The organism is Streptomyces cylindrosporus (genome assembly GCF_022698165.1).
Taxonomy (GTDB): Bacteria; Actinomycetota; Actinomycetes; order Streptomycetales; family Streptomycetaceae; genus Streptomyces; species Streptomyces cylindrosporus.
This window is the reverse complement of sequence record NZ_JALDAY010000014.1, coordinates 1-17,866: the sequence shown is the minus strand read 5'-3', so window position 1 is coordinate 17,866 and position 17,866 is coordinate 1. Positions and strand designations below refer to the sequence as shown.

Here is a 17,866-nt window from a genome sequence, read left to right as displayed (position 1 = left end):
ACGCGCCGACCACTACGGCATCGGGGGCCGGTGACCGTCGGCGGTCTGCGGGGCGCGGCGTCCGGGCCCGCCCCATCCATGGCACGGCGATACCTACTGCTGGTCGTCCTCCGGCCTCTTCGGGGGCGGGGGAGGCTTCGGTGGGGGTGGTGCCTCGTTGCGGGGGCGGTATCCGCGGCGGGGGCGGGGTGGCTGGCGCGGCGACCGGGGTGGGGGGCCGTCGTAGGGCCGGGCCTGGGTCGGGGCGCCGTACATGTCGGTGTTCCCGGCGTCGGGCGCCGACGTGTCGCCGGACTGCCGGTCCTTGTCGTCCCGCGACCGCGCCCACCTACCGAACCGTCCGGTCGCCTCGCGCTGCCCTGCAGGATCGCGCTGCTGGGCCGCATCGGTCCGACCTGCCGCATCGGGCCGACCGGTTGCACCGGACCGCCCAGCCGGGTCGGAGCGCGCGGCGGCATCGGCCTGCCCGGTTCCATAGGCCTGCCCAGTTCCATAGGGCTGCCCGGTTCCATAGGGCGGCCCGGTTCGTCCAGGCTCCCCGGTCCCGCCGGGCTGCTGAGCCCCGCCGGGCTGCTGAGTCCCGCCGGGCTGCCCGGTCCCAGCAGTCCCGGGCCCGCCGAACAGCCGCTCGCGTCGGTGCGGTGGCACTCCCTCGCCCGCACGCCCCGCGCCCGGCGGCGTCACCCCACCCACCCGGCCCCCGCCAGGCGCCGCACCCCCACCCGCCCAGCCCCCGTCCGCCGGCCTCGCATCCTCCGGCTCCCGTACTCCGTCCGGCAGTTGGAGGTAGGGGTTGGTGGCAGGGTTGGGCGGCCGGTACGAGGTGTTCGGCGCGTACGGCCCCGACGCCGAACCCGAACCCCCCTGCGCCCCCGCGCCACCCGCACGAACCCCCGGACCACCCCCAGGCACCCCCGACTCCCGCACGTACTGAGGCTGCCCGGCCCCCACACCCGTCGGCACCCCAGCCGCCCCGGCCGCCCCGCCCCCCAGTGCCAGCGGCGCCGCCCGACGCCCCGCCGCCCCGGTCGCCCAAGCCAGCAACGCCCCGACGCCCCCCGCCCCCGCACCCCACAGCGCACCGAGAAGCAACGCCATCCCGAGGTTGCCGTGCAGCTGAATCCCGGCCCCGAACGCGTCGAACCCGAACACCGACAACGAGGCATCCACCGACACCTCCGTCAGCCAGGCCAGCAAGGGCAAGGTCAACGCCGTAACAACCCCCAACCGCAAGGCACAACGCCCCGCGAACCCAAGCGCCCCCACCCCCGGCACGCCGCCCGCAGACCCCGCAGCCGCACCGCCACCGCTTTCCCACACTCCGCCGCCCCGGGAACCCACAGCCCCCGCCCCACCACTTCCCCAGGCCCCGCCACCCGCAGCCCCCGCACCGCCTCCCCAAGACCCGCCGTCCGCAGAACCCCCCGCTCCCGGCCCCGGCCCCCAGCCCACCGAGCCCCCGCGTTCCCCCCGCCCCGCAAGCATCCCGCTCCCGGCACCCGTCCCCCCGCCCGATGTACCCCCGGCCACCGCACCGCCACCACCTGCCGCACCCCCGAGCCCCCAGCCCCCACCGCCCCCCACCGGCGTCCGCACAGCCGTCAGCACCCCCGCCAGCAGCATCATCAGTGCCGTCGCCACCGCCAGCAGCCACACCCTGCCGTCCAGGTCGGCCAGGCGGCCGATCGTCACCGACTGGTTCGTCTTGGCTGTGAGGAGGTCGTCCAGAGGGGCGGGGAGGAGCTGGGTGAGGGCGCCCGTCGCCTTGCCGTCGTATGGGACGAAGAGGCCGATCGGGATGCCCAGCCACGTGCCGTTGGGGGCACCGAGCAGCGCCGCTCCGAAGATCCGCTTGGGATGGTCGTCCCCGATCGCCGCGTACGCCGCCGCCGCGAGCCCCGCCGCGACCGCCACCAGAAGGACCGTGACCAGGGCGGAGGCCGCCGGTCGGACGACACGGTGGACCGCTTCCCAGCCGTGCGGCAGTGGCGTACGGCGTGACGCCAGCAGGGCGATCAGCAGGATGCCGGCCGACCAGCCGAGGCCGCCGAGGAGCGTCGGCGCGGTGTCGACCGTGAAGCCGACCGCCGCCTTCGCGTCGATGAGGTTGCCGATGTTGTCCGGAAGCAGGCCACCGATGTCCCCGAGGTCGCCGAGACCCGGGATGCTGACCCCGCCACCGCCTCCTCCGCCGCCGGGGAGCTTGTCCAGGCCCAGTGACGCGCCGTCGATCGTGATGACGTCGTGCCCGGCCCAGGCCAGCCCACCCAGCGTCGCCACGAACAGGGCGACCACCGCGCCCGCGCGGGCGAGGAGTTCGGCCGGCGCGATCACAACTCCGGCCGCCCGCAGGGATCGTAGGAAGAACCAGGAGAGCAACAACGCTCCCACCAGGCTGACGCCCAGTGGCGTGATCGTGACGGCCGTGTGCGCCTCCGCGCCTTTCAGGCCGAATGCCGACACATCCCCGGACGGTGTGACCGAACCACCCGCCGCAAGGGCCACCGCAGCCGCGGTCATCGGGCCCAACGAGCCCGCCGAGTCCGCCTCCAGCAGATGCAGCGCGAGTGCGGCCGTGCCCGCCATCCCGATCAACGCCCAGCTCACGGAGGCGATCGCGGACAGCAGGACATCTCCCCACGGCACCCTCGAGCCCCTGCTCACGGACCCGACACCCGACGACGCGCTCATGGCAGACCCCCCGATCCGCGGCGCGGCACCTTGGCCGCGCATGTCCCCCTCGCGTGGATTACCCACTCTCCGGGTCGGTTTCAACCCCGTCAACGGAACCGGACGACGCGTCCTTGCGTGGTCTTCAAAAGGTCCGACTTTCGGTCAGGGGGGCGAGCCTGAAATAGTTCCCGACGATGTTCGACATCCCTAGACTCCCTGTGATGGGGGTAACTCGGGGGACTACTCAGTGGGGCTTGGAGTGCCGGAACTCGTACTGGAATTGAATGGACGCACCTGGACGCTCGATCCGTCCAGGACGTACACCCTCGGACGCGATCCGCAGGGCGACATCGTGCTCGACGACGCCAGGGTCTCCTGGCGGCACGCCACGATCAGCTGGGTCGGCCGCAGTTGGGTCATCGAGGACCACGGCTCCACCAACGGCACCTTCGCGCAGGGCCAGCGGATCCATCAGATGGAGATCGGCCCCGGCTCGGCGGTCCACCTCGGCAACGCGAGCGACGGCCCGCGCGTGACCGTCTCCGGCACCGCCGCGGCCGTGTCGACGCCGCAGGCCCAGCCGCAGCAACAGCCGTACGCCGCCCAGGGCGCGGCCCCCGGCTGGGCGCAGCAGGCACCGCCGCAGCAGGCACCTCAGCAGCACGCGGCCCCGCAGGCCGGCTGGCAGCAGCCGCAGCCCCAGCAGGCCGCCGCGCCGATCCCGCAGCAGCACGGCCCCGGTGGTGGCGCGGGGGCGCCGCCGGTCTACGGCGACCGCAGCCCGACCACGTTCCACCAGTTCTCCATCGGCCGCGTGATGCGCATCGGCCGTGCCCTGGAGAACGAGCTGGTCGTCTCCGACCTGCAGGTCTCCCGGCACCACGCCGAGTTCCACTCGACGCCCGACGGCCGCATGGAGATCCGCGACCTGGGCTCGCACAACGGCACGTACGTCAACGGCCAGCCGATCCCCAAGGGCGGATCGCAGCTGCTCGGCCCCGCCGACATCGTCGGCGTCGGTCACTCCACGTTCCGTATCGTCGGCGACCGGCTGGAAGAGTTCGTCGACACCGGTGAGGTCTCCTTCTCCGCCCGCCATCTGACGGTGACCGTCGACGGCGGCAAGCAGATCCTCAAGGACGTCTCCTTCGGCGTACCGGAGAAGTCGCTGATCGCGGTCATCGGACCGTCCGGCTCCGGCAAGTCGACCCTGCTCAAGGCGCTGACCGGCTACCGGCCCGCCAACCAGGGCGACGTCCTCTACGACAACCGGAACCTCTACAAGCAGTTCGCCGAGCTGCGCCAGCGCATCGGTCTGGTCCCGCAGGACGACATCCTGCACAAGGAACTGACCGTCAAGAAGGCCCTCAAGTACGCGGCCAAGCTCCGCTTCCCCGCCGACACCACGGCGCAGGAGCGCGAGAACCGCATAGACGAGGTGCTGCGCGAGCTGAAGCTCGACGTGCACAAGGAGAAGAAGGTCACCTCCCTCTCCGGCGGCCAGCGCAAGCGCGTGTCCGTGGCCCTGGAGCTGCTCACCAAGCCCTCCCTGATCTTCCTGGACGAGCCCACCTCCGGCCTCGACCCGGGCATGGACCGCGACGTCATGCAGCTGCTGCGCGGCCTCGCCGACGACGGCCGCACGGTCCTCGTCGTCACCCACTCGGTGGCCGAACTCGCGCTGTGCGACAAGCTGCTGGTGATGGCGCCGGGCGGCGCGGTCGCCTACTTCGGCCCGCCGGAGGAGGCGCTGAACTTCTTCGGCTACGACACCTGGGCCGACGTCTTCTCCGCCTTCGAGAACTACCGCGACTACGACTGGGCCGGACGCTGGAAGGGCTCACAGCACTACCAGATGTACGCCGCGGACATCGACGCGGTTGCGCCGCAGTCCGTACAGATGCCTCCGATGCAGGCGATGAAGCCGCCGAAACCGCAGGGCTGGATGAGCCAGCTCGGCACCCTGGTGCGCCGGTACGTCGCCGTCATCGCCTCCGACAAGGGCTTCCTGGCCCTGACGGTGATCCTGCCGCTGGTCCTCGGTTCGGTCAGCCTGCTCATCGAGTCGGGCAAGGACCTGCTGGTCAACACGGAGATCAACCCGCAGACCCACCAGCCCGTCCCGAACAGCACCGCCCAGACGGTCCTGCTGATCCTCGCGGTCGGCGCCTGCTTCGCCGGCGCCGCGAACTCCGTGCGTGAGCTGATCAAGGAACGGGTGATCTACGAGCGGGAGCGCGCGACCGGCCTGTCCCGCTCCGCGTACCTGATGTCGAAGGTCTTCGTGCTCGGCTTCATCACGGTGCTGCAGGGCCTGATGGTCGGCATGATCGGCTTCGCCAGCCGGGGGATCCCGAAGGAGGGCCTGGTCCTCGGCCATCTCACGCTCCTGGAGCTGTGCATTCCGATCATGGCGCTGGGCTTCACCTCGATGATGTTCGGCCTGATCATCTCCGCGCTGGTGAAGACCTCCGAGAAGACCATGCCGCTGCTGGTCATGTTCGCGATCGTCCAGGTCGTCTTCACCGGCTGCCTGTTCGCGCTGAACGGCGCGATCGGCGTCAACCAGGTCTCGTATCTGATGCCCTCGCGCTGGGCGGTCGCCGCCGCGGGCGCCACGCTGGACTTCAACCGCATCAGCCCGCCGGGCAAGGGCAAGGCCAACGACCCGCTGTGGGAGCACACCGTCGGCGCCTGGACCATGGACATGCTCGCCCTGGTCGCCCTCGGCGTGATCTGCGCCTTCTTCGTGGCCCGCTTCCTGCGCCGTCACGAGCCGGAGGTCATGCGCAAGTAAGCACGCGCGTACGACGCCGATGGGCGGCACCCGTCAGGGGGTGCCGCCCATCGGCGTTCACGTACGGAGAGGTCCGCGCCGACCTCAGTACGCGCTGTTGACGTTGTCGATCGAGCCGTACTTGTCGGCCGCGTAGTTGGCGGCGGCCGTGATGTTGGCGACCGGGTCGTAGATGTTCCAGGACGTGCCGGAGACGTGGTACGCGTTGAAGGTCGGCGGGATGACCTGCAGCAGGCCCTTCGACGGGACGCCGTTGATCGCGTTGATGTCCCAGCCGTTGATCGCGTTCGGGTTGCCCGAGGACTCCCGCATGATGTTGCGGTACAGGCCGCTGTAGCTGCCCGGGATGCCCTTCGCCTTCATGATGTCGAGGCTGTGCTTGATCCAGCCGTCGAGGTTGTTGGCGTAGGTCTTGGTCGCGGCGGCCTTCTTCAGCGCGGCACGCTTGGCGGACCGGCTCGCGGCCGCCTTGGCCTTGCGCGCGGCCTCGGCCTTCTTCTGGGCGGCGGCCTTCTTGGCGGCGGCCGCGGCGGCCGCCTTCTTCTTCGCGGCGGCCTCGGCGGCGGCCTTCGCCTGCGCGCGGGCCTTGGCGGCCTCGGTCTTCAGGCTGTCGGCGGCGAGCTGGTCGGTGACGCTGGCCTTGACGTCCTTGATCTGCTCGGAGCTGTAGGCCACGTGCGCCGGCGAGGCCGCCTCGCTCGTGGTGGTCTCCGCGTTGCTGGGCACCGCGGAGAATGCGAGGGCGGCGGCACCGAGGGTGGCGACACCGGCGATCGCGATCTTGTGGTGGCGGGTCAGCGTACGACTGTGACCACGAGTGCTGGAGTTCTTGGGCATGGCAGACGGACCTCTTCGAATAGCGCGGAGGTCGCTCGACGTCCGGCGGGGGACACGGGTCCGTCCCGCACGAACGCCGCGGGGGAGACCCGCGGCGCTGAGCGACGGCAGCCATTCTTAGCGGCCGCAAAATGCGGAGGCAAAGGTGTGACGTACGATGCCGGGTAGTTGATCCGCGAGGGGCAAAACCGGACAGAGTGGACCGTCTATCCCGCTCATGAGGTCAGTCCGTATCTCCTACCGACCTTCGTACGTGACGTGCGCCCTATGCGCGGGCTCACATCGAGCGGGTAACAGTCTCACCGGCAGTTGCTGGAGCAATGCTCTGTGTGAGGGTCCTCCTCCGGGAGGAGGAGATGGAGGTCCCCGAACTCGTGCCACAGGTAGAGCCCGCGCAGCGCCTCGTCGTAGCCGCGGTCGATCGCGGCCCGCCCGGCGATCGCCTCCAGCATCAGCAGATGCGAGGCCTCCGGCTCGTGCAGCCCGGTCAGCAGCCCGTCCACGACCCGCACCCCGCGCTCCGGGGTCACCACGAGGTCCGTCCACCCGGCACGCGCGCGTACGACGCCGTCCGGCCCCACCGCCGACTCCACGGCCCGCACCGCGGTCGTCCCCACGGCCACCACCCGCCCGTCCCCGGCCTTCACGGCATTGATCAGCCGGGCCGACGCCTCCGGCACCGAGAACCGCTCCGGATACGGCGGCTCGTGCGCCTCCTGCGAGGCCACGCCCGTGTGCAGGGTGATCGGCGCGAACTGCACGCCCCGGCTCACCAGCTCCGCCACCAGCCGCGCGGTGAAGGGCCGGGCGGCACTCGGCATCTCCGCGCTGCCCGTCCCGTCGGCGGACGGCAGCGCGAACACCGTCTGATAGACGGACAGCGGCTGGTCCCGCTCCGTATAGGAGTACCGAATGGGCCGCCCGTGCTCCCGCAGCATCCCGAGCACCCCCGCCCCCGCGGCCCGCGCCCACCACAACCGCTCCCCGCACGCGCTCACCGGCTCCTCCAGCACGAGCCGCACACCCCCGGGCAGCCGCACCTCACCTTCCGCGGGCCCGCCCGTACGCGCGCGCGTGGTCCCCTTCCCGTCCGGCTCCCGCAGCTCCACCGCCCACCGGCCGTCGTCCCCGCGCGTGGAGAAGTGCACCACCACGCGCGCGTGCCCGAGGTGACCGTCCACCGCGGCGGCCAGCGTCGGTGAGGTGTTGACGACGAGCAGATCCCCGGCCCGCAGCAGCCGCGGCAGCTCCGCGAAAGCGTGGTGCGACACCTCCGTCCCACGCGACACCAGCAGCCGTACGGCGTCCCGGTCGAGCCCGGGACCGCGCTGCTCGACCGGGACCCGCGCCGAGAGCTCCTCCGGCACGCTCACCGCCAGCGTTATCGCCCCTCCACCAGCAGCGACGGCGCCGAGTACCGCCCGCTTGCCGGCCGCTCGTCCAGCAGCCGCAGGAACCCGGGCACCACACCGGCCGGCGCCGGCCGCGGTTCCTCGTCGTCCGGTACGGCCGCCGCGTACAGGTCCGTCGCCATGTCCCCGGGGTCGACCGCCCACACCCGCAGCCCGGGCTCCTCCTCGCCGAGCACCGCCGCGAGATGGTCCAGGGCCGCCTTGGACGCGCCGTACCCGCCCCAGGTCTCGTAGGCCTCGGCGGCCGCGTCCGAGCTGACCGCGATCACCGCGCCCCGCTCCGCCGCCCGCAGCAGCGGCAGCGCCTCCTGGACCAGGCCCAGCGCGGCCACCACGTTCACCTCCAGCGCCGTCCGCAGCCCCTCCAGGGGCAGCCCGTCCAGCCGTACGAGCGGCTCGGCGCCCAGCGCGCTCGCGTTGTTCACCAGCAGGTCGACACCGCCGAGCCCGGCGGCCGCCGCCACCAGCTCGGACCGGTGGGCGGCGTCCGTGACGTCCCCGGGCAGCGCCGTCACGCGCGTGCCGTACGCGTCGAGCCCCGCCGCCGTCTCCCGGAGGACCGCCGCCGTCCTCGCGTCGAGCACCAGATCCCAGCCGCGCGCGGCCAGGGCCTCGGCGAGCGCCCGCCCCAGCCCCTTCGACGCACCCGTGATGATCGCTACCGGCATGACCCACGTCCCCTCGTCTCGCCCGCCCTCGACCGGCGGTGATCCCAACGTAGGAACCGGGCCGCCCACCGCGCCTCGGACGCGGGCCGCAAAGCGCCGGGGCCCTTCGGCCTACGCCGCCGGTACCGGGCCCGCGGCCTAGGCCGTCCGTCCTACGCCCACCGTCCCCCGCCTGCGGCCGGAGGTCCCATCCGCGGTGTCACACCCCGCCGGTACCTTGAGGTCATGAGTCAAGGCCCCCGGTCCGGCCTCGCAGCGGTCAGTGCCGCGCTGCTGGCCATGAGCAGGCATCTGGAGGTGCGCGACGTCCTCAAGACGATCGTCGCCTCGGCCCGCGAGCTGCTCGGCGCGCAGTACGCCGCGCTCGGCGTCCCCGACGACCACGGCGGCTTCGCCCAGTTCGTCGTCGACGGCGTCAGCGACGCGCAGTGGAAGGCCATCGGCCCGCTCCCGCGCCAGCACGGCATCCTCGCCGCGATGCTCCAGGAGGCCAAGGTCGAGCGGCTGGCCGACGTGCGCGAGGACCCCCGCTTCGAGGGCTGGCCGTCCGCTCACCCCGACATGTCCGACTTCCTGGGCCTGCCGATCAGGGACGGCGACGAGGTCATCGGGGCGCTCTTCCTCGCGAACAAGAACTGCCCCAAGCCTCAAGGCGGTTGCGGCTTCACCGAGGAGGACGAGGAGCTGCTCGCCATCCTCGCCCAGCACGCCGCGATCGCCCTCACCAACGCCCGCCTGTACGAGCGCAGCCGCGAACTGACCATCGCCGAGGAGCGCTCCCGGCTCGCGCACGAACTGCACGACGCCGTGAGCCAGAAGCTCTTCTCGCTGCGTCTTACCGCCCAGGCCGCCGCGGCCCTCGTCGACCGCGACCCGTCCCGCGCCAAGGGGGAGATGCAGCAGGTGGCCGCGCTCGCCGCCGAGGCCGTCGACGAACTGCGCGCCGCCGTGGTCGAGTTGCGCCCCGCCGCCCTCGACGAGGACGGTCTCGTCGCCACCCTGCGCACCCAGATCCAGGTCCTCGACCGCGCCCACACCGCGCGCGTGACCTTCGAGAGCCACGGCGTGCGCGCCCTACCGGCAGCCCATGAGGAGGCCCTCCTGCGGGTCGCCCAGGAGGCACTGCACAACGCTCTGCGGCACTCCGGCGCGGAGCACGTGGACGTGACCCTGACCCGGCGCGGCACGGCCGCCGTCCTGCGGGTCACGGACGACGGCGGCGGCTTCGACCCGCACACGACACGGCGGGCGGGGCGCCACCTCGGCCTGGTGTCGATGCGCGACCGCGCGAGCGGGGTCGGCGGTGTGCTGACCGTGGAATCGGCGCCCGGCAAGGGCACCACGATCGAGATGGAGGTCCCCGGTGGCTGACGCAATCAAGGTGCTGTTGGTCGACGACCACCAGGTGGTCCGCCGCGGACTGCGCACGTTCCTCGAAGTGCAGGACGACATCGAGGTCGTGGGCGAGGCCGCCGACGGCGCCGAAGGAGTGGCCCGCGCCGAGGAGTTGAGGCCCGACGTCGTCCTCATGGACGTCAAGATGCCGGGCATGGACGGCGTGGACGCCCTCCGCAAGCTCCGCGAACTCGCCAACCCCGCGCGCGTGCTGATCGTCACCAGCTTCACCGAACAGCGCACGGTGGTCCCGGCCCTGCGCGCGGGCGCCGCCGGGTACGTCTACAAGGACGTGGACCCGGACGCCCTCGCCGGGGCCATCCGCTCGGTGCACGCCGGCCACATCCTGCTCCAACCCGAGGTGGCGGGTGCCCTGCTGTCCCAGGAGGAGGCCAACTCGGGCCAGGGCAGAGGCGGTTCACTCACCGAGCGGGAGCGCGAGGTGCTCGGACTGATAGCGGACGGCCGCTCCAACCGCGAGATCGCCCGCGCCCTCGTGCTGTCCGAGAAGACCGTCAAGACCCACGTCTCGAACATCCTGATGAAGCTCGACCTCGCGGACCGCACCCAGGCCGCGCTCTGGGCCGTACGACACGGCGTGACCGGCTGAAACACGCCGTGCGCGCCGGTGCGGCGACGGCAATACGGAAGGTTCCGCTCCGGACTGAGATTCATACCGTCGTGGGAATGTCCCCCGGACGGCGCATCCTCCGTGGATCTCCGCCGTTCTCCAGTGCGTGCCGCGGCGACTGCCGCGGCAATCGCTAGGAGGGGTCAGAAGTGAAGAACCTGAAGAAGGCAGCGGCCGTGACGATGGTGGCCGGCGGTCTGATCGCCGCCGGAGCGGGGATGGCCTCCGCCACCACCGGCGGCTCGCACGCCGACGGCCAGGCCGTGGGCTCCCCGGGCGTGGTCTCGGGCAACCTCGTCCAGGCCCCGGTGCACGTCCCGGTGAACGCCGTGGGCAACAGCGTGAACGTCATCGGCGTGCTCAACCCCGCCTTCGGCAACCTCGGCCTCAACCGCTGAGGTCCGCCGCACGGCGGACAGTGACCTCCGGCCTCCCGGGCGCTCCCGGGAGGCCGGTCTGCTAGTCGTTCGAATGATCCGAACGGGCAGTAGGCGTCAGTTCTCCGTGCCATCGCCCCACCCTCCCGCGTTGAGCAGCGCACGACCCGCGGCCGGGTCGTCACGCAATCGCAGGAGGAACGCTTCTCATGAACATCGCCAAGAAGGCCGCCGTGGCCCTCACCGTCGCCGGTATGGCCACGGGTGCCGCTGCCGGTGCCGCTGTCGCGGACTCGAGTGCCGACGGCGCGGCCGTGAAGTCGCCGGGCGTCGGCTCGGGCAACCTCGTCCAGGTCCCGGTCCACGTCCCCGTCAACGTGGTCGGCAACACCGCCAACCTGATCGCCCTGCTGAACCCGGCCTTCGGCAACAAGGGCATGAACGACTGACGTCGGCAGACACGAGAAGGGCCCCACCGGTCAACGGCGACCGGCGGGGCCCTTCTCGCGTACGCGGAACTCACCGCGTCCGCGCGGTCACCCCCGCTCCCGCTCCTCCACATACGCGTTGTACGCCGCCACCAGCGCCCGCCGAGCCGTCCGCTCCACCGGCCGCAGCGCAGCCCCCCGCGCCGCCATCTCCCCTGCACTCACCGCACCCCCGTGCCCGTTCCCGGAAGCGAGGGACACCAGCAGCCCCACCCGCTGCGCCAGCTCAAGGACCCGCACCGCCCGCGGCGGATACCCCGGCGCCAGCACCTCGCGCCCCCGCTCGGCCCGCGCCCGGTAGGCGTCGATCGCCGCCTCCGCCACCGGCCCCGACCCGGCCACGTCCAGCCGCGACAACACCTCGGTCGCCTCCCGCAGCGCCTCCGCCAGCTCCCGCTCGGCCTCACCCAGCGAGGGCACATCGGCCGGCGGCGCCTCCCGCACCGGCAGGCAGTGCCACACGACCTCGACATGCACATCACCGTCGGGCCCGGCCTCGTACACCTCGGGCACCAACCCGAGCGCGGCGCCGTAACAGACCACCGCCTCCTCGGCCTCCATCGCCCGCGCGTTGAACTCCGGCGGTCCGCTCAGCCCCAGCGGATGGCCCGGCGCCGGCAGCGCGACGCGCAGCCCGGTCACCCCGAGCGCCCGCAGCCGGCCCAGCGCGAACGTCAGCCCGACCGGCCCCGACTCGCCGGGCAGCCCCTCCATCCGGTGCAGGGCATCGTCCCCGACGATCGCCAGCACGGCGTCGTCCGGTGACACAAGTCCGGCCAAAAGGGCGTTTCCCCAAGCCGCGAGGCGCCCTGAACGTGGTTCCGAAAGCATGCCCCCACCCTAAGGACCGGACCGATGGAATGGACCGGCCGACCGGTGGCGTAGATTTCATCGAGGGCTGCGCCCGAAAGCGCGCGCACGACTGCCGAGACGCCGAGACCGGTCACACTGCAAGGGGAGACAACGCGCTCATGAGCGATGTTCTGGAGCTTGAGGACGTATCCGTGGTCCGCGAGGGCCGGGCTCTGGTGGAGGAGGTCTCCTGGTCGGTCAAGGAGGGCGAGCGCTGGGTCATCCTCGGCCCCAACGGTGCCGGCAAGACCACGCTCCTCAACGTCGCGTCGAGCTACCTCTACCCCAGCAAGGGCACCGCGACCATCCTCGGCGAGACCCTCGGCAAGCCCGGCACCGACGTCTTCGAACTGCGCCCGCGCATCGGCGTGGCCGGCATCGCCATGGCAGACAAGCTCCCCAAGCGCCAGACCGTCCTGCAGACCGTCCTGACCGCCGCGTACGGCATGACCGCCGGCTGGCAGGAGGAGTACGACGAGATCGACGAGCAGCGCGCCCGGGCCTTCCTCGACCGCCTCGGCATGAGCGACTACCTCGACCGGAAGTTCGGCACCCTCTCCGAGGGCGAGCGCAAGCGCACCCTCATCGCCCGCGCCCTGATGACCGACCCCGAGCTGCTCCTGCTCGACGAGCCCGCCGCCGGCCTCGACCTCGGCGGCCGCGAGGACCTGGTCCGCCGCCTCGGCCGGCTCGCCCGCGACCCGATCGCCCCCTCGATGCTCATGGTCACCCACCACGTCGAGGAGATCGCCCCGGGCTTCACCCACGTCCTCATGATCCGCCAGGGCAGGGTCCTCGCCGCCGGCCCGCTGGAGCTCGAACTCACCTCCCGCAACCTCTCCCTCTGCTTCGGCCTCCCCCTCGTCGTCGAGCAGGTCGGCGAGCGCTGGACCGCCCAGGGCCTCCCGCTGTCCTGACTCCCCTTGACTCCCCTTGCAAAGAAGCCGGTTACGGGCTTTGCGCCCTGTCGGTGACGTGACCGGCGGTCATACCATGACCATGTGAACGACATCGACGCATGGGTGTGGTGGCTCGTCGGCGCGGCCGCGCTCGGAATCCCGCTCGTGGTGACGGCGATGCCGGAGTTCGGCATGCTCGCGGTGGGCGCCGTCGCCGCAGCGGGCTTCGCCGGCCTCGGCTTCGGCGCCGTGGGCCAGGTACTCGCCTTCGTCGTCGTCTCGGTCGCCCTCATCGCCGTCGTCCGGCCCATCGCGGTCAGGCACGGCGCCCAACGCCCCCGACTCGCCACCGGCGTGGACGCGTTGAAGGGAAAGCAGGCCGTCGTACTGGAGCGCGTGGACGCCTCCGGTGGCCGGATCAAGCTGGCCGGAGAGGTCTGGTCCGCCCGCGCCCTCGACACCGGACGTGCCTACGAAGTAGGTCAGGAAGTGGACGTCGTGGAGATCGAGGGGGCCACCGCGATCGTCATCTGACCTCGTACGACTCAACTGAACCGAACAGCCCACGAGTTGTACGACGGTCTGTCAGACTCGACCAGCAAGATCTTCAACAACATAAGATCTTCCGAGAGCGCCGAGGCGGAGAAGGGTACGGGGAACGACGATGGAACCGGTCATCATCGTCCTGATCATTCTGGTGGTGTTGGTCTTCATCGCCCTGATCAGGACAATCCAAGTCATTCCACAGGCCAGCGCCGCGATCGTCGAGCGCTTCGGCCGCTACACGCGGACGCTGAACGCGGGCCTCAACATCGTCGTCCCGTTCATCGACACCATCCGCAACCGCATCGACCTGCGTGAACAGGTCGTACCGTTCCCGCCGCAGCCGGTGATCACCCAGGACAACCTGGTGGTCAACATCGACACGGTCATCTACTACCAGGTGACCGACGCCCGCGCGGCGACGTACGAAGTGGCCAGCTACATCCAGGCCATCGAGCAGCTCACCGTCACCACGCTCCGCAACATCATCGGCGGCATGGACCTCGAACGCACCCTGACCTCCCGCGAGGAGATCAACGCGGCGCTGCGCGGCGTCCTCGACGAGGCCACCGGCAAGTGGGGCATCCGCGTCAACCGCGTCGAGCTCAAGGCGATCGAACCGCCCACCTCCATCCAGGACTCGATGGAGAAGCAGATGCGCGCCGACCGTGACAAGCGCGCCGCGATCCTCACCGCCGAAGGTACGCGCCAGGCCGCCATCCTCACCGCTGAGGGCGAGAAGCAGTCCCAGATCCTGCGCGCCGAAGGTGAGGCGAAGGCCGCGGCCCTGCGCGCGGAGGGCGAAGCCCAGGCCGTCCGCACGGTCTTCGAGGCCATCCACGCCGGCGACCCGGACCAGAAGCTCCTCTCCTACCAGTACCTCCAGATGCTCCCGAAGATCGCCGAGGGCGACGCCAACAAGCTCTGGATCGTCCCCAGCGAGATCGGCGACGCCCTCAAGGGCCTCTCCGGCGCCATGGGCAACTTCGGCCCCATGGCGAGCGGTTCGGGCGGCGGAGGCACGGACAAGACCCCGGAACGCCGAGAGAAGCCGTCGATCGACTGACCCGGACTTCTCCTGTACGACACTGGGGCCCGCCTCGCAGGAGGCGGGCCCCAGTCGCACGTACCCTCTAGGCGGCGTCCACCACCAGCCAGTCAGGCAGTGCCTCGAAGTCCTCGGTCCCCAGGGCCAGCAGCATCGCGTCCTGCGGCGTCGGCTCGAACGGCTGCCTCAGCAGCGGCATCCCCGCCTGCTCCGGAGTCCGGTCCGCCTTGCGGTGGTTGTCCTCCGCGCACGAGGCCACCGTGTTCAGCCACGAGTCCTGACCACCCTGCGCCCGCGGCACCACATGGTCCACGGTCGTCGCCCTGCGTCCGCAGTACGCGCACCGGTGCCGGTCCCGGATCAGCACACCCCGCCTCGACCAGGGGGCTTGTCTTCGGAACGGCACCCGCACATACCTGCACAGTCTGATCACCCGCGGCGCCGGTATGTCGACCGCGGCTCCGCGCATACGCAGTTCGGGGTGGGCCTGCTCGACGACGGCCTTGTCCTGGAGCACCAGAACGACGGCTCGATTCAACGTCACCGTAGACAGCGGCTCGAAGCTCGCGTTCAGCACCAGCGTGTCCCGCATCCAGCCCACCTCCCATGCTCACCGGCCCACCCCCTGGCGGGCTTGGATCAACTCTGGCCGGGCACGCCGAGATGGACAACGCAATAAAAACTGCCCGCCTCTGATCACTTCCATGACCAGAGGCGGGCAAACGTTCAATGAACGCTCGGCTTATTCAGCCCTCCGCCGGGTTCTCGTACTCGCCGATGAGCTGGGCGCGCGCGATCGCGTGGAACCGCAGGTTGAAGCCGACATAGGCGGGAGAGGCATCCGAATCCGGACCGAGCTTCTCCTGGTCCACGGCGTACACCGTGAACACGTACCGGTGCGGCCCGTCCCCGGGCGGCGGCGCGGCACCGCCGAAGTCCTTGCTCCCATAGTCGTTACGAGCCTGCACCGCACCCTCGGGCAGCCCCTCGAACTTCCCGCTGCCCGCACCCGCCGGCAACTCGGTCACCGAGGCCGGGATGTCGAACACGACCCAGTGCCAGAACCCGCTGCCCGTGGGCGCGTCGGGGTCGTAGCAGGTCACGGCGAAGCTCTTGGTCTCGGCCGGGAAACCCTCCCAGCGCAGCTGCGGCGAGGTGTTGCCGGCCGCGTAGACCTGGGCCTCCTTGAGCGTGGCGCCCTCCTGGACGTCCTCGCTCGTCACCGTGAACGACGGCACGGGCGGGTGGAAGTCATGGGGGAGCGGCCGCCGCTTGAGCTCGGTCACCTCGGTACCTCCTGAACGATTACTGGAACCAGTGCCTCCCGAGCCTAGAACCAGTTGCGCTTGCTGCCGACCTCGGACAGCCACTGGTTGAGGTACGCCGCCCAGTCGGTCCCGTGGAAGTCGTGCAACCCCACCTGGAAGGACCGGAACGTGTCACTGCCCTCGCTGAACAGCCCAGGCTTCTTGTCCATCTCAAGCACCACATCCATGGCGTGCTCGTCGGCGACGAAGCTCAGCTCGACCTGGTTCAGCCCCCGGTACTGCGACGGCGGGTAGAACTCGATCTCCTGGTAGAACGGCAGCCGCTGCCGCGTGTTGCGGATGTGACCGCGCTCCATGTCCGCGTTCTTGAAGCGGAAGCCCAGCTGGATGAAGGCGTCCAGGATCGCCTTCTGCGCCGGCAGCGGGTGCACGTTGATCGGGTCCAGGTCACCGGAGTCGATGGCACGCGCGATCGCCAGCTCCGTCGTCACCCCGATGTTCATCCCGCGCAGCGCCTGCCCGTCGATCATCGTGATCGGCGTCTCCCACGGAATCTCGAGCCCGAACGGCACGGCGTGCACGGCACCCGCCTGCAGCTCGAAGGCGCCACCGAGCCGCACCTTGGTGAACTCGATGTTCTGCTTGTACTCCTCGTCGCCGCTCTCCACCTCGACCTTGGCCTGCAGCCCCACGGACAGGCCCTCGATGTCCTGGTTCACGGACCCGCCCTGGATCCGCACCTCACCCTGGACGACGCCACCCGGCACGACGTTGACCTCGGTCAGCACGGTCTCGACCGAAGCCCCGCCGGCCCCCAGGCTCGCGAGCAGCTTCTTGAACGCCATGTCTCTCCCTATACGACGAGCTGTACGACTGGACCCTTGATCCCTACAAACGCGATCCGGGTACGACCGGTTCCGCGCCCTCACCCTGGCAAGCAGACCGAAGCTTGACCACCCCTTGGCCCACACCGGCCTGGACTAGGCTCGGGCGCCATGATCGCGCCTGTGGACCGTACGCCACTCCCCAGGGAGTTCTTCGACCGCCCCGTCCTGGAAGTCGCCCCCGATCTCCTGGGCCGCGTCCTCGTGCGCACGACACCGGACGGTCCGATCGCGGTGCGCCTCACGGAGGTCGAGGCGTACGACGGCCAGAACGACCCCGGCTCCCACGCCTATCGCGGCCCCACGGCCCGCAATGGAGTGATGTTCGGTCCGCCTGGGTACGTCTACGTCTACTTCACCTACGGCATGTGGTTCTGCATGAACCTGGTGTGCGGTCCCGAAGGCCGGGCGAGCGCAGTCCTGCTGAGGGCCGGGGAGATCGTCGAGGGCGTCGAGCTCGCCCGTAAACGTCGACTCTCGGCCCGAAATGACAAGGAACTGGCCAAAGGCCCGGCACGCCTGGCCACGGCCCTGGGCGTGGCCCGCGACCTCGACGGCACGGACGCGTGCGCGCCGGGGGACACCCCCTTGCGCATCCTGACGGGCACCCCGATCAGCTCCGACCAGGTACGCAACGGTCCGCGTACCGGGGTGGCCGGCGAAGGGGGCGTCCACCCCTGGCGCTTCTGGGCCGCCGACGACCCCACGGTGAGCCCTTATCGGGCCCATGTTCCGAGGCGTCGCCGAAGTTGACGCGTCCTTGGAAGGTGCGTAATGTAGCCCGAGCCGCTTGAACCGGGTACGGCAATCGCCAGCAGCCGGAAGCGGCCAAACCACTACCAACGATCACCCCTCAGCGGGGGCGAATTCAGCATGTCCGCATGCCCGAATTCGAACTCGCGGAACTCGATTATGAGTTGCCGGGGGAATCGGCTAACGTAGTGAATGTCGAAAGGCCCCGCCGACAGGGAATCAGGCCCGAAAGGATCTGATAGAGTCGGAAACACCGAAGGGAAGCCCGGAGGAAAGCCCGAGAGGGTGAGTACAAAGGAAGCGTCCGTTCCTTGAGAACTCAACAGCGTGCCAAAAATCAA

The 17,866-nt window shown here is 70.7% G+C and carries 18 protein-coding genes; 9 read left to right on the top strand and 9 right to left on the bottom strand.

Annotated features, from left to right (window positions below; genetic code table 11):
- Positions 1-93: 93 nt before the first annotated feature.
- A complete protein-coding gene (locus tag MQP27_RS38900; RefSeq protein ID WP_443735767.1) occupies positions 94-2,646 on the bottom strand; it encodes a streptophobe family protein in 2,553 nt (850 codons plus the stop codon).
- Positions 2,647-2,932: 286 nt separating this feature from the next.
- Between MQP27_RS38900 and MQP27_RS38895 the strand changes: the two genes are divergently transcribed.
- The gene (locus tag MQP27_RS38895) at positions 2,933-5,470 is read left to right on the top strand and encodes an ABC transporter ATP-binding protein/permease (RefSeq protein WP_242774257.1); all 2,538 of its coding nucleotides are present in this window, start codon (positions 2,933-2,935) and stop codon (positions 5,468-5,470) included.
- 84 nt (positions 5,471-5,554) lie between these two features.
- On the opposite strand, the gene MQP27_RS38890 is transcribed toward MQP27_RS38895, so the two are convergent.
- The 3 genes from MQP27_RS38890 to MQP27_RS38880 all read right to left on the bottom strand — a co-directional run bounded on the left by MQP27_RS38890 (position 5,555) and on the right by MQP27_RS38880 (position 8,387).
- Positions 5,555-6,307, bottom strand: coding sequence for a transglycosylase SLT domain-containing protein (locus MQP27_RS38890; RefSeq protein ID WP_242774255.1), 753 nt, complete (start codon positions 6,305-6,307; stop codon positions 5,555-5,557).
- 299 nt (positions 6,308-6,606) lie between these two features.
- On the bottom strand, positions 6,607-7,692 hold the full coding sequence (locus tag MQP27_RS38885) for an S-adenosylmethionine:tRNA ribosyltransferase-isomerase (RefSeq protein WP_242774874.1): 1,086 nt from the start codon (positions 7,690-7,692) through the stop codon (positions 6,607-6,609).
- The gene (locus tag MQP27_RS38880) at positions 7,689-8,387 is read right to left on the bottom strand and encodes an SDR family NAD(P)-dependent oxidoreductase (protein ID WP_242774254.1); all 699 of its coding nucleotides are present in this window, start codon (positions 8,385-8,387) and stop codon (positions 7,689-7,691) included. Before MQP27_RS38880 ends, MQP27_RS38885 begins: the two co-directional genes overlap by 4 nt.
- 225 nt (positions 8,388-8,612) lie before the next feature.
- On the opposite strand from MQP27_RS38880, the gene MQP27_RS38875 reads away from it, so the two are divergent.
- The 4 genes from MQP27_RS38875 (at position 8,613) to MQP27_RS38860 (ending at position 11,239) form a co-directional block, all read left to right on the top strand.
- Entirely contained in the window at positions 8,613-9,758 is a 1,146-nt protein-coding gene (locus MQP27_RS38875) for a GAF domain-containing sensor histidine kinase (protein WP_242774253.1), read from the top strand.
- Positions 9,751-10,392: a response regulator gene (locus tag MQP27_RS38870; protein ID WP_242774252.1), complete on the top strand. Its 642-nt coding sequence runs from the start codon at positions 9,751-9,753 to the stop codon at positions 10,390-10,392. Before MQP27_RS38875 ends, MQP27_RS38870 begins: the two co-directional genes overlap by 8 nt.
- Positions 10,393-10,562: 170 nt before the next feature.
- Positions 10,563-10,811 carry a chaplin ChpE gene (gene chpE / locus MQP27_RS38865; protein WP_242774251.1) on the top strand — a complete coding sequence of 83 codons (249 nt, stop codon included), beginning with the start codon at positions 10,563-10,565 and terminating at the stop codon, positions 10,809-10,811.
- 188 nt (positions 10,812-10,999) lie between these two features.
- On the top strand, positions 11,000-11,239 hold the full coding sequence (locus MQP27_RS38860; protein WP_242774250.1) for a chaplin: 240 nt from the start codon (positions 11,000-11,002) through the stop codon (positions 11,237-11,239).
- Positions 11,240-11,326: 87 nt separating this feature from the next.
- Here MQP27_RS38860 and MQP27_RS38855 read toward each other — a convergent pair whose 3' ends face one another.
- A complete protein-coding gene (locus MQP27_RS38855) occupies positions 11,327-12,109 on the bottom strand; it encodes an Rv1486c family protein (protein WP_242774248.1) in 783 nt (260 codons plus the stop codon).
- A 140-nt stretch (positions 12,110-12,249) separates the two neighbouring features.
- Between MQP27_RS38855 and MQP27_RS38850 the strand changes: the two genes are divergently transcribed.
- From MQP27_RS38850 to MQP27_RS38840, 3 genes are all read left to right on the top strand, one after another.
- Entirely contained in the window at positions 12,250-13,047 is a 798-nt protein-coding gene (locus MQP27_RS38850) for an ABC transporter ATP-binding protein (protein WP_242774245.1), read from the top strand.
- Between the two features lie 84 nt (positions 13,048-13,131).
- Positions 13,132-13,563 (top strand): NfeD family protein, encoded by a 432-nt coding sequence (locus tag MQP27_RS38845; protein ID WP_242774243.1) that lies wholly within the window; start codon positions 13,132-13,134, stop codon positions 13,561-13,563.
- A gap of 130 nt (positions 13,564-13,693) precedes the next feature.
- A complete protein-coding gene (locus MQP27_RS38840; protein WP_242774240.1) occupies positions 13,694-14,638 on the top strand; it encodes an SPFH domain-containing protein in 945 nt (314 codons plus the stop codon).
- A 67-nt stretch (positions 14,639-14,705) separates the two neighbouring features.
- Here the strand turns inward: MQP27_RS38840 and MQP27_RS38835 are convergent, their stop codons facing one another.
- The 3 genes from MQP27_RS38835 to MQP27_RS38825 all read right to left on the bottom strand — a co-directional run bounded on the left by MQP27_RS38835 (position 14,706) and on the right by MQP27_RS38825 (position 16,733).
- The gene (locus MQP27_RS38835) at positions 14,706-15,212 is read right to left on the bottom strand and encodes an HNH endonuclease (protein ID WP_242774238.1); all 507 of its coding nucleotides are present in this window, start codon (positions 15,210-15,212) and stop codon (positions 14,706-14,708) included.
- 154 nt (positions 15,213-15,366) lie between these two features.
- Positions 15,367-15,906, bottom strand: coding sequence for a YbhB/YbcL family Raf kinase inhibitor-like protein (locus MQP27_RS38830; RefSeq protein WP_242774236.1), 540 nt, complete (start codon positions 15,904-15,906; stop codon positions 15,367-15,369).
- 44 nt (positions 15,907-15,950) lie between these two features.
- On the bottom strand, positions 15,951-16,733 hold the full coding sequence (locus MQP27_RS38825) for a sporulation protein (RefSeq protein ID WP_242774234.1): 783 nt from the start codon (positions 16,731-16,733) through the stop codon (positions 15,951-15,953).
- Between the two features lie 150 nt (positions 16,734-16,883).
- On the opposite strand from MQP27_RS38825, the gene MQP27_RS38820 reads away from it, so the two are divergent.
- Positions 16,884-17,525 (top strand): DNA-3-methyladenine glycosylase, encoded by a 642-nt coding sequence (locus MQP27_RS38820; protein WP_242774231.1) that lies wholly within the window; start codon positions 16,884-16,886, stop codon positions 17,523-17,525.
- 83 nt (positions 17,526-17,608) lie between these two features.
- Here MQP27_RS38820 and MQP27_RS38815 read toward each other — a convergent pair.
- A partial coding sequence (locus MQP27_RS38815; RefSeq protein ID WP_242774228.1) for a hypothetical protein occupies positions 17,609-17,866 on the bottom strand: 258 nt, incomplete at its 5' end.

Excerpts from the sequence above, each read along its gene's own strand:
- MQP27_RS38840 (WP_242774240.1), top strand. The coding sequence starts at position 13,694 with ATGGAACCGGTCATCATCGTCCTGATCATTCTGGTGGTGTTGGTCTTC.
- MQP27_RS38875 (WP_242774253.1), top strand. The coding sequence starts at position 8,613 with ATGAGTCAAGGCCCCCGGTCCGGCCTCGCAGCGGTCAGTGCCGCGCTG.
- MQP27_RS38880 (WP_242774254.1), bottom strand. The coding sequence starts at position 8,387 with ATGCCGGTAGCGATCATCACGGGTGCGTCGAAGGGGCTGGGGCGGGCG.
- MQP27_RS38835 (WP_242774238.1), bottom strand. The coding sequence starts at position 15,212 with ATGCGGGACACGCTGGTGCTGAACGCGAGCTTCGAGCCGCTGTCTACG.
- MQP27_RS38860 (WP_242774250.1), top strand. The coding sequence starts at position 11,000 with ATGAACATCGCCAAGAAGGCCGCCGTGGCCCTCACCGTCGCCGGTATG.
- MQP27_RS38855 (WP_242774248.1), bottom strand. The coding sequence starts at position 12,109 with ATGCTTTCGGAACCACGTTCAGGGCGCCTCGCGGCTTGGGGAAACGCC.
- MQP27_RS38820 (WP_242774231.1), top strand. The coding sequence starts at position 16,884 with ATGATCGCGCCTGTGGACCGTACGCCACTCCCCAGGGAGTTCTTCGAC.
- MQP27_RS38825 (WP_242774234.1), bottom strand. The coding sequence starts at position 16,733 with ATGGCGTTCAAGAAGCTGCTCGCGAGCCTGGGGGCCGGCGGGGCTTCG.
- MQP27_RS38850 (WP_242774245.1), top strand. The coding sequence starts at position 12,250 with ATGAGCGATGTTCTGGAGCTTGAGGACGTATCCGTGGTCCGCGAGGGC.
- MQP27_RS38890 (WP_242774255.1), bottom strand. The coding sequence starts at position 6,307 with ATGCCCAAGAACTCCAGCACTCGTGGTCACAGTCGTACGCTGACCCGC.